At 44.1% G+C, this 14,096-nt stretch carries 15 protein-coding genes and 1 pseudogene; 6 read left to right on the top strand and 10 right to left on the bottom strand.

Going from position 1 to position 14,096, the window contains the following annotated elements; all coding sequences use genetic code 11:
- Nucleotides 1-4: 4 nt before the first annotated feature.
- From F0251_RS11725 to F0251_RS11710, 4 genes and pseudogenes are all read right to left on the bottom strand, one after another.
- Entirely contained in the window at nucleotides 5-2,335 is a 2,331-nt protein-coding gene (locus tag F0251_RS11725) for a hypothetical protein (protein WP_171731023.1), read from the bottom strand.
- Entirely contained in the window at nucleotides 2,335-3,738 is a 1,404-nt protein-coding gene (locus F0251_RS11720) for a tyrosine-type recombinase/integrase (protein WP_171731022.1), read from the bottom strand. The genes F0251_RS11725 and F0251_RS11720 overlap by 1 nt, the downstream gene beginning before the upstream one ends.
- A 91-nt stretch (nucleotides 3,739-3,829) precedes the next feature.
- A pseudogene (gene bcp, locus F0251_RS11715) lies at nucleotides 3,830-4,162 on the bottom strand (thioredoxin-dependent thiol peroxidase); the annotation flags it as partial.
- A gap of 12 nt (nucleotides 4,163-4,174) precedes the next feature.
- Nucleotides 4,175-4,717 carry a glycine cleavage system protein R gene (locus F0251_RS11710; RefSeq protein ID WP_004741657.1) on the bottom strand — a complete coding sequence of 181 codons (543 nt, stop codon included), beginning with the start codon at nucleotides 4,715-4,717 and terminating at the stop codon, nucleotides 4,175-4,177.
- Between the two features lie 374 nt (nucleotides 4,718-5,091).
- On the opposite strand from F0251_RS11710, the gene dapA reads away from it, so the two are divergent.
- Together dapA and bamC are read left to right on the top strand one after the other, a co-directional pair.
- Nucleotides 5,092-5,970: a 4-hydroxy-tetrahydrodipicolinate synthase gene (gene dapA, locus F0251_RS11705; RefSeq protein ID WP_008222965.1), complete on the top strand. Its 879-nt coding sequence runs from the start codon at nucleotides 5,092-5,094 to the stop codon at nucleotides 5,968-5,970.
- A 49-nt stretch (nucleotides 5,971-6,019) separates the two neighbouring features.
- Entirely contained in the window at nucleotides 6,020-7,066 is a 1,047-nt protein-coding gene (gene bamC, locus F0251_RS11700) for an outer membrane protein assembly factor BamC (protein WP_061034332.1), read from the top strand.
- 122 nt (nucleotides 7,067-7,188) lie between these two features.
- Here bamC and F0251_RS11695 read toward each other — a convergent pair whose 3' ends face one another.
- The 4 genes from F0251_RS11695 to F0251_RS11680 form a co-directional block, all read right to left on the bottom strand.
- Nucleotides 7,189-7,395, bottom strand: a complete 207-nt coding sequence (locus tag F0251_RS11695; protein ID WP_008222969.1) for a DUF2897 family protein — start codon at nucleotides 7,393-7,395, stop codon at nucleotides 7,189-7,191.
- Between the two features lie 8 nt (nucleotides 7,396-7,403).
- Nucleotides 7,404-8,078 carry a M15 family metallopeptidase gene (locus F0251_RS11690; RefSeq protein ID WP_171731021.1) on the bottom strand — a complete coding sequence of 225 codons (675 nt, stop codon included), beginning with the start codon at nucleotides 8,076-8,078 and terminating at the stop codon, nucleotides 7,404-7,406.
- A 45-nt stretch (nucleotides 8,079-8,123) separates the two neighbouring features.
- On the bottom strand, nucleotides 8,124-9,260 hold the full coding sequence (gene dapE / locus F0251_RS11685) for a succinyl-diaminopimelate desuccinylase (RefSeq protein WP_171731020.1): 1,137 nt from the start codon (nucleotides 9,258-9,260) through the stop codon (nucleotides 8,124-8,126).
- A gap of 128 nt (nucleotides 9,261-9,388) precedes the next feature.
- A complete protein-coding gene (locus F0251_RS11680; protein ID WP_008222974.1) occupies nucleotides 9,389-9,736 on the bottom strand; it encodes an ArsC family reductase in 348 nt (115 codons plus the stop codon).
- A gap of 205 nt (nucleotides 9,737-9,941) precedes the next feature.
- On the opposite strand from F0251_RS11680, the gene F0251_RS11675 reads away from it, so the two are divergent.
- A complete protein-coding gene (locus tag F0251_RS11675; protein WP_004741665.1) occupies nucleotides 9,942-10,229 on the top strand; it encodes a helix-turn-helix domain-containing protein in 288 nt (95 codons plus the stop codon).
- A 51-nt stretch (nucleotides 10,230-10,280) separates the two neighbouring features.
- Here F0251_RS11675 and F0251_RS11670 read toward each other — a convergent pair whose 3' ends face one another.
- Together F0251_RS11670 and F0251_RS11665 are read right to left on the bottom strand one after the other, a co-directional pair.
- Entirely contained in the window at nucleotides 10,281-10,613 is a 333-nt protein-coding gene (locus F0251_RS11670; RefSeq protein WP_032498699.1) for a DUF4156 domain-containing protein, read from the bottom strand.
- A gap of 12 nt (nucleotides 10,614-10,625) precedes the next feature.
- On the bottom strand, nucleotides 10,626-10,970 hold the full coding sequence (locus tag F0251_RS11665; protein WP_008222977.1) for a DUF2956 domain-containing protein: 345 nt from the start codon (nucleotides 10,968-10,970) through the stop codon (nucleotides 10,626-10,628).
- A 109-nt stretch (nucleotides 10,971-11,079) separates the two neighbouring features.
- Here F0251_RS11665 and F0251_RS11660 point away from each other — a divergent pair, with 109 nt between their 5' ends.
- From F0251_RS11660 to F0251_RS11650, 3 genes are all read left to right on the top strand, one after another.
- Nucleotides 11,080-11,541 (top strand): DUF2919 domain-containing protein, encoded by a 462-nt coding sequence (locus tag F0251_RS11660; RefSeq protein WP_102423684.1) that lies wholly within the window; start codon nucleotides 11,080-11,082, stop codon nucleotides 11,539-11,541.
- Between the two features lie 65 nt (nucleotides 11,542-11,606).
- Nucleotides 11,607-12,530: a Dyp-type peroxidase gene (locus tag F0251_RS11655; protein WP_102423685.1), complete on the top strand. Its 924-nt coding sequence runs from the start codon at nucleotides 11,607-11,609 to the stop codon at nucleotides 12,528-12,530.
- Nucleotides 12,531-12,651: 121 nt separating this feature from the next.
- Nucleotides 12,652-13,785: a flagellin gene (locus tag F0251_RS11650; RefSeq protein ID WP_171731019.1), complete on the top strand. Its 1,134-nt coding sequence runs from the start codon at nucleotides 12,652-12,654 to the stop codon at nucleotides 13,783-13,785.
- The last annotated feature ends 311 nt before the right edge of the window (nucleotides 13,786-14,096 follow it).

Here is a 14,096-nt window from a genome sequence, read left to right as displayed (position 1 = left end):
GTAACTATAGGGATAGAACCGCATGGTCGATGAACACTCGTGGGTGGCGGCCTTGGGTATTAAATTTGTTCATGGCTTCATCGAATACATCGTCACTTGCCCCATCGAGCGTAAACTCAAACTGCTCGATTTTTTCTAGAGCCTCTCCTTTCGAATCAGGGAACATATCAAGCCCTTCCTTTAAAACATCGATGTATGAAATAAGCTTATAAATGGCGTCAACCTCATCTACCGCTTTGGCGGATTGGCACTTGTGACACATATCAAACTCGGCGCAAGGTAGGTCTACGCCTAGCGCATAGTTCGTTTCTCGCTGTGTATTCTTACCATCAATCATGACTTGCTTCCCACCACAAGCTATTCCGTTGGGGTTGGTTTTACGCTTTTTCTCACCTTCCTCGTATGTCAGCATCGGAATACCACGCCTTTTAGCAACAGTATCTTTTGCTTGATCTAAGTCATAATCAAAGAGGTTTTCTATGACTTCGATACCCTGAGAGAGAATGATTTTATTCAGTGATGGAAGCCCGTTTATGTAACTTCTCTCTATTGTGTCTCGTGTGTTTTGGAGCAAGCTTTGAACGACTTGAATCCCTCCCTCCGCATAGGCTTGATTACTGTTCATTTCTCGCCAGCGACTTGATTGAAGAGAGAGGTAGTAATGGTTGGATTCAACAGACCATCGCTTCATGAGGTTTGCTGAAATAGGACTGATACCTTCCCAGTCAGAAGGAGCGCTTTGGAAGGTCCTTGTTAAAAGTAACCGTTCGTATTTCTTAGTCTGTTTGTCTGCTTTTTCTTTCGCATATTGCTCTATATCTTTAATAAGAGTTAAATCACAAACAGGGATTTTGAAGTATCCTGTTTCACCATTTCTATAGTAAAAAGAAACGGTAACACTGCCGTCGCTGTCAATTTCAGAGTAAGTGAGCGGAAGTAAAATCCCCTTAAGCGGTAAGTTTGTGTAGCAAGATAAAATGCAGTAGCCACTGTTGCTTGCCCCCTGTACTGCCATACTTTTGGAAGTTGCCTGCACTTCTTTATGAACAACATTGCGACCTAAGTGATTCACGACCTTCTTTAATGAGATGTACTGTTGGTTTCGATAGGCGTAAAACAACTCTTTAAACCAAGGTAGGCTACCAGTTCGATAGGGCGATAACAGGTGTAGTTTGTTAACGAGGTTTTTATTTAGCTCTTTCAAATTAAAGGTATTACTGACTTCTGAGTAATTGTTGAGAGTAAAAAGCAGATCAGAACCACCTTCACCATTGCCGTAGAGTTTGGATAATCGTTCTAGTAGCTTTATAAACTTTACGCCATCGCGTTTATCAACGTCAAACGACTCCCCCACAAGCAGGGCGTCGACTTCTTTGTTTGCGCGAGGTTTATGGCTTGAGACCTTGACAACTTCCAGGCTCTTGTCTCGCTCTTCGGTATGAACATGAATTGGGTGGGCAATGTTTCGAATGCCGCTGTCATTCAGTGAGGTGAAAAAGCACATTAAATGATAGGCGGCACCCATCGTAAGGTTAAAGGCCGCACCAGAATTAACCGCGGTGCGATTTTTGCCTTTTCTACTCTTTGGTTGCACTTCCAATGACGTCGAAATTTGAATTGTTTCCTCATACAAACCAAGACTAATGACAAGAGGCAGAGTTTCTGGTAGGGGCTTGTTGTTTTCTTTAGCTGCAATGAGCTGTGGCGCGACGGAGAAAAACAATGCTTCTAATCTAGTGACCAGAAGCTTTTCTTCTCCATCTGAGTACCGCTTAAATGGCGCGTTTTCTCCTGCAAACGCTCGGTGATGCCTAGTCCAATCGGAAACAGGTAAGCCACACCATTCAAGAGCACGGCGAAGGGATGAAAGTAAGCTCGCAGCGGTTGATTCTTTAATGCCTAACTCATCACCATGATTGTATTCCCACAAGCGTTTTGAAGGGGTAAAAATTTTAGTACGATGTCTTAATTCGCCATCGTTACCAACATACTTCAAATAGCCACTTTCGGAGAATGGGTCAACATTAAGTGCATCACAAAAAGCAAGGTAAGCGCGTAATTTCTCGTAGCATACTGTGGCGGTTTGTGCAGACTGGCCATTGTTGACATATTGATGAGCTTTTTTGGAAAAAGACCGGATAAATACGGTTCGGCTGCCTATTTTTTCGTTTTCTTTGTTGCACCCTAAATGCAGTAGGTGAGATACATCGAATGGCTTTACTCTAGTTGTTTTAGCATCTTTATAAGGAATATCAAGATTCAAAGGAACAACATTTTGATTGCTCCGCACATGCTTAACGGCTTTGGACTGTTTTGCGATTTTACTTTTCGCCATTACGACCAACCTCCGTTTATTTTGCGGTTTTTGGCTTTAGCTATGTTGATTTGGTCGTCCAGCTTATTCATGTACTGAATGTACTTTTCAGTGGTCGATGTACTGGCGTGTCCCATCAATTCCGCTAAGTCACGCATAAGGTAGTCATAGCTGATATTTCGTTCTTTTGACTCTTCCCACAGCCAATGAGTAGCAAAGGTAGAACGTAAATCATGAATTCGATAATACCAAGAAGAGTCCACTTCGCGAATCTGCTTTCTAAGGTTTGAAAAGTGCGTTTCTAATGTGTTAGCTGAGTAAGGCACGCCCTTGTTTGAAAGAAATAGGTACTCAACGGTGTCCATTTCGCGGCCTGACTGAATAAGCTCATTACGCTTGTTTAGGTTTTTAAGTTGCGTGTGACTTTCATTGTGTATCTCTAGCTCTTCGTACAGTTCGATGGGGATTTCTACGGTACGCGCCTTACTGCCTTTCGTGTGGGTAATTTTGACAGGTACCGTTTCTAAATCACTGTAGTTAGCGTTTCCGGTATCGTGAGCGGGGAAGTGAATGGCTTCATCTATTCTAAGTCCTGCTTCGACACATAGGCGAAAGGTGAGCTTTGTCGTCTTTGGGAGTGACGTTATATGTTCATTAAATAAGACTTTGTGCTCGGGATGCATGGGCTTGAGCTTTTTGTGAGCAGGTGTATTTTGTTTTTTATGAAACATCCTCATGATATTGGAAGTTTCATAAGTACGCTGAGAGCCAGATTTTGTGTGAGCCAGCATATCGTGTTGGTTTAACTCTTGATGCACTGTTTCTGTGGTGTAGTGCGTAACGATATTTTCATCATTATTTTTGATGTAGCCGTATTTCTGCATCCACTTGTAGAATCCAATCACGACACCCATATAGGTTCGAGCAGTAGATAAACTAAAAGCCTCGCTGCCATTAGAGCCTTCAATATCATTGCAGTTAGCAAGCAGGAACTCAGCAAATCGCCAAGGCGAACCTTCTTCTTCGTACTTCGATAGGGTTTTATACGTTAGGTATTCACATGGTATTTCATGACCATCTTCATCAACTTGAGGGTGGTGAGTCGAATCCAAATAACGAGTGAAAGCTAGCAAACCTTTTGCGATTGAACCTGTGTCTTTGACAGCCGCATCACCACGCAATTTAGATACTAGATAAAGAGATTGTGGATAAACCACTCTTCCGTCAGGTGCAACAATGATACCGGTTTTCTTTATGCGTGATTTTAGGTTGGAAGGAGAGAGGTCGGGGGAGTATGTCACTTCCCCTGATTCAGTATCGGTATTTGTAGAGATTCTTAGCTTTGCCAATGTATCGACTTTGACAGAAAGGAGTCGGTAGTCATCATAAATATCAGAACATTTTTCTTCATGTGTTTCTATCACAAAACAACCCTCGATATGTTATCCACATATCAAAGCTAGATTTGTCATAAAAATATATCAAGGTTTTATGTCATTCTTTTTTTCTAAGGGTAAACTTCTTCTCGCCCCAAACACCGAATTGCTCAGCAACGCTGTGGTCTTCGTCAGATAGCAGAGTGAAGTTTAGAGATTTCTTCTCAATGAAGTTCGGTAGGCGTTTCACTGGGTCGATGCTAACACCCAGAACAACCACGTTCAGTGCATCTAGCTCAGCTTTGATGTCACGCAGACCTTCTGCTTGCACGATACAACCCGGAGTCATTGCTTTTGGGTAGAAGTAGAAAAGTACTTTTTTACCTTTGAAGTCACCAAGAGATACGATATTGCCATCTTGATCTGGAAGAGAAAAAGCAGGTGCTGGAACACCAGCCGTTAGCGTATTCATGATATTTCCTTTTTAAAGACTGTTTTTAATAAAGTTGAGCGAGCCTTGGACTGATAGGCTCTGACACAGCGAGTTGAATTCTTCTTGTAGCTGCATCAAATTACATTCTGACTGTACAGAAGCGGTAATAGAGATATGGAATTGGTCGTTGTCGAGCTGGACCTTAGATTTATTGATCGTTTGTGCGCTCAGCGAGTCGAGGCCGATGTCTCGGTCTGCAAAGAACTGTGTGAACTGCTCGGTCAGGCCGAGTTTGTCATCTGACTCAACGAACACTTCTAGCGTGTAGGAGTTCTCTACCACATCGTGCGGAGAGGTTCGCTTCATAATCGTAATCAAGTCGTGCTCTTGACCAAGCAAGGGCAGGGTGGTTTCAACACGGGTGATGTTGTTTGCTTTACCAGACAGTAGCATGATAAGCGTAAATTCTTCGCCAAACAGGGCAATACGGCTATCAATAATGTTACAGCCTGATTGGGTGACCAAATGAACCACTTGGTTGCATACACCTGGGCGATCTGTGCCCACAGCTGTGATTACTAGATGTTGAGTCATAAAATCACGTCTCTATATATTCCATTGATTCATGCATGTTAGCACAGTTAGCAAGAGGAATAAGCGTGCGAGCGGGGCTTTTTATGACTCATCTTGCGTCTGACAGGCAACCAATGATAAGAATATCTAAAACGTCGTAGCACAAGTTTGTCGGGTGACAGCACAGCTTACCTGTTACTGACATCTATCCATGTTCTATCCGTTAGATTGAGCTCAGGTTATCCAAATTTTAGGTTGAACGTTGCGATAAGCCGTTTTACCTCAAACATACGACAATATTTCATACCGATGTTGCCGCTAAGCCACTTTAATGTCTTGTGTTTATTGATTGGCTTACAGTAACATGCAAAAAGAATAAATTAAGGGAGATAGACATGTTTTCAGGAAGTATCGTTGCGCTAGTTACGCCATTTAACGCAGATGGCGAAGTGGATTTCGACAGCCTTAAAAAGTTGGTTGATCACCATGTTGCCGCAGGTAGTGATGGTCTGGTTGCGGTTGGCACAACAGGTGAGTCTTCAACACTCACAATTGAAGAGCATGTCAAAGTCGTCAATAAGATCGTTGAATTTGCTGATGGTCGTATCCCAGTTATCGCAGGTACAGGCGCAAATGCTACGCACGAGTCAGTGCTATTCAGTCGTTTATTGAACGGTTCTGGTATTGCGGGTTGCCTGAGCGTAACGCCTTACTACAACAAACCGACTCAAGAAGGTTTGTACCAACACTACAAAGCGATTGCTGAAGTAAGTGACGTTCCTCAGATCCTATACAATGTACCGGGTCGTACTGCGGTAGACCTATTACCAGAGACGGTTGCTCGCCTTTCTGAAATCGAAAACATCGTTGCACTTAAAGATGCGACGGGTGATCTCGACAGAATTGCAATTCACCGTGAACTTTGTGGCGAAGATTTTATCTTACTAAGTGGTGATGACTTAACAGGCCTAGAATTTGTTAAGCGTGGTGGCGATGGTGTGATTTCTGTAACGAATAACGTTGCAGCGGCTGATATGGCTACTATGTTCAAACTTGCGAAAGAAGGTAAGTTTGAAGAAGCAGAAGCGATCAATGAGCGCTTGATGCCTCTACATAAGAATTTGTTCGTTGAGTCTAACCCTATTCCCGTAAAATGGGCGGTTCATAAAATGGGTCTGATTGCTGAAGGTGGCTTACGCTTACCTCTGACTGAACTGTCGGAACCAGCTCAACCTGTTGTTGCTCAAGCAATGACTGAAGCGTGTATTTACTAAAAACGTATGAAGTGATGCCGAAGCGAACCTTCGGCATTTAGGAGTATAAATGAAGTATTCTCACCAGCTAGTGATTGGGTCACTGGCTGTTTTCGTTCTTACAGCATGTTCTGGCAGCCCGACTCAACGTCGTCAAGCCAAAGATGATTTCGAATACTTAGAAACACCTGAGTTTTCACAATGGCAGTTGCCTGAAGATGCTCAGCCTCAGTTCTACCCCAATTTTGACATCCCGAGCGGTGACTTCACTGGTGGTGTCGGCCCTGCCGTGGATATTCGTCCACCACAACAGGTTCTTGAGTTGATCCCTGGTGCTCGTGCTGAGCGTCAAAACGGTGAAGTAACGTTATGGTTGCTTCGTGCAGAAGAAGCAGACCGTGTATGGCAAACGGCTGTCGACATGTTGGCTCAACGTGGTATTGGTATTCGTGAACAGTCTGAGAACGAGATTGAGACCGATTGGGTTACTTGGGTTTCTGAAGACGAAGACGTAGAGATCGGCAGCCGCTACTCTATCTCTCGTTTCCAAGCGAATAACCGTCATGGCTTCAAGATTAACCTTATTGATTGGCGTGAAGGCAACAAAGAGAAACCAGTTACGGCAACCAACAAAGAGCGTTACAACGCTTTCCTAACCAATTTAGTGATGGCTAAGTACGATGAAAACCTTCGTGCTGAAGCGGCTCTGAAAGCACAAGAGTTGGTGAAACGAATTCCTATCTCGATGGGCTCTGACCGCAGTGGTTTCCCTGTGATTATTGCTCGTACACCATATAACGTGTTCTGGCAGCGTCTACCGACCTTATTACCGTCGATGGGCTTTGAACTTGAAGAACGTAACCAATCTCAGGGTACGGTTAAAGCTAAGTACGCAGCGCCAGATGATGAGTTCTGGGAAGAAGTTGGCTTGCAACCTGTTGATTTAGCACCAGGTACATACAACTTCCTATTCGGTGATCTTGGTAACCGTACGTCAATTAACGTGACGGATGCATCAGGTAAGCCAGTAGAGGAAGAGTTGCTTAAGTCACTGGTTCCTGTTCTCGCACACGTTGCGGACCAAACCAAAGATGACAAAGCGGCGGAAGCTGAGTAAGCCAAGCTTGATCGGCTATAGGGCTGCGTGAAATCGGCCCTTTTATAGCCAATGATTTAGCGACATCCAATAAAAAAGAGGACACATTGTGTCCTCTTTTTTGTGTTCGTTTGACTGCAAGATCAGCTATCTTTGGTCTCTTTTGATTGAGCTTTTTCCTGGTTCTGCTTATCTAGCCGATTGAGCTTGTCCAAGTCACTCTCCCTTTTCCCACGGCTTGTTTTTCCGAGATCCATATTAGCGGTCTGTTTTAGAGCTGCGATGTTACCTACCACAACGCTAACCACGATGATGATGATAACCCAAGGGTTTGTAAGCCACTCCAACATAAGCGCTCCTAATGGCTGATGTTCGCTACGAAGCGCGCATAGATCTCGTCTAGCTGCTCCATAATAATCTCATACCCTAATATTGGCTTAGATCGGAGTTGCTTGCCAAGTAAAGTCGGGGATAACTGTGATAAACACAGCTCCGAAACGCTACGATGACTAATATGCCAAGGTTCTATCGCCACACCGCCAAGATCTCGGCTATAGGGAAAAAAGAACCCAAATTGTGAAGCATTAGCAGAGAGCCATTGATAAAACGCTTGCTGGTGACCAGTAAGGTATTCCCAAGGCTCTAGTTGTAGCTGTGTGTCTTCAGGGAGGTGATCACGAGCAAAGACATCGAAGTCACAACCCCAATGGTGGCGACTCGCTCCAGGAAGCGCAGACCACCTCAGAATCGCCGACAGCTTTTGATGTTCAGTGAGTGTTGAAGCATCAAGTGGTTGGCTATCTGAATCCAATATTGGGGCTTCACCTGAAAACTTGCGATTCCAAATCAGAGATTGCCTTTCATAGTCTCGAAAGCCACTGGCGATCTCCATTTTAAAACCAGCGAGCTGAGCAGCTTCAATCAACCTGTTTAAGTCATCGATAACGTCACTGTGTACCAAGAATGTCTTAGTACCAATTAGGCTCGGTGCCAGGTGAGAATCTGATTGTCCGGTAAGCTGCTCTGGTGTCATAACGAGTCTCTCAATGTTTGGAAGTGATACTTCGCTAGGAAAGATCTATTTAGCGAACAAGTTCACTAACGTTCTTTCGTACATGTCGGTTAGCTTCTCTAAATCTGCTACTTTCACGCACTCGTTAACCTTGTGAATGGTTGCATTCACAGGGCCAAGCTCAACCACTTGTCCGCCCATACGTGCAATGAAGCGACCATCAGACGTACCGCCAGTTGTCAGCAGTGCCGGTTTTACATCATTGACGTGACCAACAGCATCAACAATCGCATCAAGCAGTGAGCCTGCGTCTGTTAGGAACGGGTCGCCATTGAAGGTCCACTTAAGATCGTATTCGAAATCGTATTTATCGAGCGTTGTTGTCACGCGCTCAACGATAACGTCATTGCTTAACTCTGTGCTAAAACGAAGGTTAAACTGAACATTAAACTCACCTGGAATCACGTTAGACGCGCCAGTACCGGCACTCACATTTGGGATCTGGAAGCTGGTTGGTGGGAAGTAGTCATTGCCTTGGTCCCATTCCGTTGTTGCCAACTCGTTGATTGCCAGCAGAGAGCTGTGTACCGGGTTGTTCGCTAGGTGAGGGTAGGCAACATGACCTTGTGTACCTTTAATGGTTAGATCGCCTGTGATAGAGCCGCGACGGCCGTTCTTTACCACATCGCCCACAAACTCAGTGCTTGATGGCTCACCAACAATACACATGTCAATGTTCTCACCACGTGCCATCAGAGCTTCAACAACACGTACTGTACCGTTGATAAAAGGGCCTTCTTCATCAGAGGTGATAAGGAAGCCGATTGAACCAGAGTGGTCTGGGTACTTTTCAATAAATTGCTCTACGGCAACAATCATTGAAGCCAGAGAACCTTTCATGTCTGCCGCACCACGGCCGTGTAAGTAGCCATCAACGATCGTTGGTTCAAATGGTTTGGTGTTCCATTGTTCGATTGGGCCAGCTGGAACCACGTCTGTGTGACCGGCGAAAGCAAATAGAGGTGCTTCGGTACCACGACGAGCCCAGAAGTTTGTCGTATCTTCAAATACCATCACTTCGATTTCAAAACCGAGTGCTTTTAAGCGATTGATCATTAGCTCTTGGCAGCCTGCGTCTTCAGGGGTTACCGATTGACGGCTAATGAGGTCTTTTGCCAGAGCCAAAGTTGGGCTATCTGTCATCCTTGAATTCCTTGTTTAAATAAAACGTCGAGTCATTAATCTCAGGCGTTGAACAGGGCACGTTCAACGCCTTGTTATCTGTTCTAATGTTGCTGTTTACGCAAGTTATTGATTAAGCAAATTGCTGATTACGCAAAAATAGCCGCGTACTGGTCAGCTTTAAAGCCGATGTGAAGTTTGCCATCGACTTTCAAAATAGGGCGCTTGATCATCGCTGGTTGTTCAACAAGCAGAGTGATTGCCGTTTGCTCTGTTAACGTGTCTTTTTGCTCTTGAGAAAGCTGACGATAAGTCGTGCCACGTTTGTTTAGTACAAGCTCCCAGCCAAGCTCTGAACAGAAGTTTGTTACTAACTCTTCAGTGATGCCTTGTTTGCGATAATCGTGAAATTCGAACTCGATACCTTCAGCTTCGAGCCATTTCTTTGCTTTTTTAATCGTGTCGCAATTTGGGATACCAAACATTGTGATAGTCATTATTCTTCCTCTGGGTGATTTTCTTTCATTGTTATGAGTTGAATCCTATCAGGAAGCGGCAATTCAGACAAAATAGAGTGAGGAATATTTCATTGAGCGAAAAAAAACAGTAAGAAAATGTCACTATTGGAGACTTATTGATCAGCCTCAACATGTTGTCAGCGAAAAAAGAAATAATTGAGTTGCACATATATAGGAGGTGTCAATGGAGTTGAGTCCTGTTTTTGCAAGGCGGCTATATTTAGCATTGTTAGTTGAAAGCCTTGATAGGCCAAATGTGCCTAAACTCATCGAAAAAACGGGTTGGCCTCGTCGTACTATTCAAGATGTACTCAAGGCGTTACCGGGGATCGGTATCGAACTTATGTTTGTTCAAGATGGGCGACGTCATAATGATGGTTATTACCAGTTATCCGATTGGGGACCATTTGACAGTCAGTGGGTTCTAGAACGTAAAGGCGATATAGCAACAAGCCTTGGATTTAGTGCATAAGCCAGCGAAAGCTGGCTTTCTTTTTTGTATGCCGCTAAGTAGAGCTGTTGGCTACTCGCAAAGATAAGCGGTACCAAGCATGGTAACCGAAGTGGCAAAATCTTGAGGTAAGGTAAAGATGACTGTGTTTGCACCAAGCTCAATGGTATTGGTTTTGAGTTCGTTCATCGCACCCTGAATCAAGGTGTCATTCGGGTAGAAGAGGTAGCTGTACCAATGGCCTTCGCTACCAGTGACTTCCCCTTTGTACTCACACTGTTCAATATCAATCATGCCGTGAAAATCCATTCTCACACTGTTGGCTTCATTGTGAGGTACTGAAGTTGGTGTGGTACACCCCAACAACATGCCGCTCACGGCTAATGCCATCCATTCCTTTTTCATACGTCTATCCTGTTATTGCATCAAATAAATCGCAAAACCTACCCAGCTCGCGAACAATAGTATCCACGGTAACTTACTTGAGTGATTTGATGTTGTTTCAACACTAGGCTTTGCATCGTGCTCTTGCTCTGTAGCCGCTTGTTGAGTTTGCTTCTCTTTTTGTACGCGTTTTTTGGCTTTATCAGCTTGACGGTTGCGTTCCTTTTGCTGCTTCTTGTAAAGCGCGATGCCTTTCTCAATACCTTGGGCAATTAATTTGGTTTGTTCTTTGGTTTGGGCTGGCTTTTGAGTCGCTTTGGCTATCTTCAGTGCTTCTTGTTGTGATTCAACAGAGGGTGTATTAGTTTTCTTTTTCATGCTGAGTTCGATAATTAAAACGGATTAGCTAATAAGATAACGCAAACCTAGTTAAGTATGAATGATTTGCGTTAAAGTGTTGGTTTGAAAACAAGTGAAAGTGAGATTTGTGCGGTACTCCATAGAACAATACGACAAGCACGGCTTCTTAAAAGCACCCATCTTATTATGGTTAGGTTGGCTGTTTCTTGCGAAAGCTCTCGTCGTTTTCATCGTTGCAGGTGCAAGTAGAGAATCGGGAACTGATATTCTCGAGATCATCTACCCAGATCATCATATGTTTTATGTAGGGATCGCCTTGAGTGTCCCTAGCTTGTTACTGATGTGGTTATTTGGGCTAAGATCTCCAGATAGAAAGCGCCTCAATAAAGTGGTGTCTTGGGGGCGTTGGGCCACCATGGCTGCTATTGTGGGGCAGGGCTCCCATACAATTTATTTAATCTATTTGGATAACGGTTGGTTCCGTTGGTCAAATGGTCTCACCCTATTGTTGCTGCTGTGGTTTGCGCTTTATCTAACCAATAGCCATACAGCACGGGATTGCTTTAAAGTGGTTGAGCACGAAGACTGATTCTCATCAAAACATTTGTCCCATTCACAATTATACTTAGAAGCTAAAACTGGAAGGAATAATCTATGCTTAATGTCTCAAATGAGCAGCCTAACGTTCAAAGTGCTATTTTGCCTGAAGCTGGGCCTTTCGCTCTTTACGTTCAACTTAAAGTGAATGCTAACACTGCTAATGTACTAGCTGAAATTCAAAAGATTCCAGCGCTAATCGAAGAGCTGAATCAGACTCAGCCAGATGCAAACCTAACGGCTTCGGTTGCATTCTCTAAAGCGTTTTGGGATAAGTTCGAGCAAGCAGCCCCCTCTGATCTAATTGATTTCCCAGCGCTTGGTGAAGGTGATGTTACCGCACCTAGCACGCCAGCTGATGTGTTGATTCACTGCCATTCAAACCGACACGATCTGCACTTCTTCATCCTGCGTAAATTGCTATCTGAAGTAGCAGCAGACGTTGAAGTGGTTGATGAAACTTACGGTTACCGCTTCCTAGATTCTCGTGATATGACGGATTTCGTCGACGGTACTGAAAACCCGAAAGACGCGCAACGCGCGGAAGTTGCGATTGTTCCTGAAGGTGAATTCGCGGGTGGTAGCTACGTGATGGTGCAGCGCTTTGTGCATAACCTACCTGCTTGGAACCGATTGAATGTATCGGCGCAGGAAAAAGTGGTTGGTCGTACTAAGCCTGATTCAATCGAGTTAGATGATGTTCCAGCAGCTTCTCACGTCGGCCGTGTAGATATCAAAGAAGAAGGCAAAGGCCTTAAGATCGTTCGTCACAGCTTACCTTACGGCACAGCAACGGGTGATCACGGCCTACTGTTTATTGCTTACTGTAACGTGCGCCATAACTTCGACGCGATGCTAGAGAGCATGTACGGCGTAACTGATGGCAAAACAGACCAACTGCTTCGCTTTACTAAAGCGGTGACTGGCGCGTATTACTTTGCTCCTTCAACTGAGATGTTGAGTGCATTAACGATTAAGTAAGTCATCTCAAAAAGAATAAACAAAGGGAGCCTCAGGGCTCCTTTTTTATTAAAGCTTTATATGAGTTGGTCGATATAAGAGCAATCGTGAGTTTTATTCCTCTTTTTGTAAGCGAAGGTCTATGGCTATAACTGTTAATACCAATGTCTCAGCGCTGGTGGCCCAGAGAAACCTCTCTAATGCCAATAACATGCTGAACCAATCTTTGGAGCGCTTGGCTTCAGGGAGTCGTATTAACAGCGCTAAAGACGATGCTGCAGGGCTACAAATTTCGAACCGCTTGGAAGCGCAGATGAGTGGTATTGATGTCGCTGTGCGTAATGCGAATGATGGTATATCTATCATGCAAACCGCTGAAGGCGCGATGAATGAAACCACCAATATCATGCAGCGTATGCGCGACTTGTCTCTACAAGCAAGCAACGGTTCAAATAGCCAGTCCGAAAGAACGGCGATTCAAGAAGAGATTACCGCCTTAAACGATGAGCTGAATCGTATTGCAGAGACTACTTCTTTTGGTGGCAAAAAACTTCTCAATGGTAATTTTGGTAGTACGTCATTTCAGATTGGTGGCAGTTCGGGCGAAGCCGTGCAGATTGGTTTGAAAAGTATGCGTACCGATGACATCAACATGGGAGGGTTTAGCTACGTTGCTAATGGCATGGCCAGTGATTCATGGGAAGTGAAATCAAACCAGAATGATATGACGATGTCGTTTACCGATCGTTTTGGCCAGCCTCAAGAGATCACCATTAATGCGAAAGTCGGCGATGACATTGAAGAGTTGGCGACCTATATCAATGGTCAAACGGATCTGGTCTCAGCTTCGGTTAATGATGATGGGCAGCTTCAAATCTACATGTCTGGTGAAGATACCTCTGGCACTATCGGTTTCTCTGGTTCACTCGCGAGTGAACTGTCGATGTCAGCGGGTTACTATGAGTCGGTGAATGACATCAATGTGACGGATGTGGGTGGTGCGCAGCGTGCTGTTTCTATTTTAGATACCGCGATGAAGTACGTGGATAGCCATCGCTCTGAATTAGGCGCAATGCAAAACCGCTTCGACCACGCCATTAACAACCTTGAAAATGTTCATGAAAACTTGGCGACCTCAAACAGTCGAATCAAAGATACCGATTACGCCAAGGAAACGACTCAGATGCTAAAGCAGCAAATTCTGCAGCAAGTAAGCACCACTATTCTGGCTCAAGCGAAGCAAGCACCTAACCTTGCCTTAACCTTGTTAGGTTAATCAATTACTTTAAATCTCATAACGCTATTTCAGTTTATTTGGCTTCTTTGGTTAATAAAAACACAAAACCTCGCTCGACGGACTTCTCGACAACTTTAGCGTTTTTCTTATCTTTTTTTGATAAATTTATTACCAGTCACGCTTTCTTCTCCTTTATCGCTATTTCTTTAATTTTATTGTTTTTTTCCTAAAGGTTTCGTCAATTACGCCGTTATTAAAAGTAACTTTGAGAGAACTACTTGGTTTTCCGAGACGTCGGAAACCGCAATACCGGAAAATCAATTGGAGAAATCACCATGGCAGTGAATGTA

It is taken from the genome of Vibrio sp. 070316B (assembly GCF_013114115.1).
Classification (GTDB): Bacteria; Pseudomonadota; Gammaproteobacteria; order Enterobacterales; family Vibrionaceae; genus Vibrio; species Vibrio chagasii_B.
Note: the sequence above shows the minus strand (reverse complement) of the source record. Positions and strands in the feature narration are given on the sequence as shown.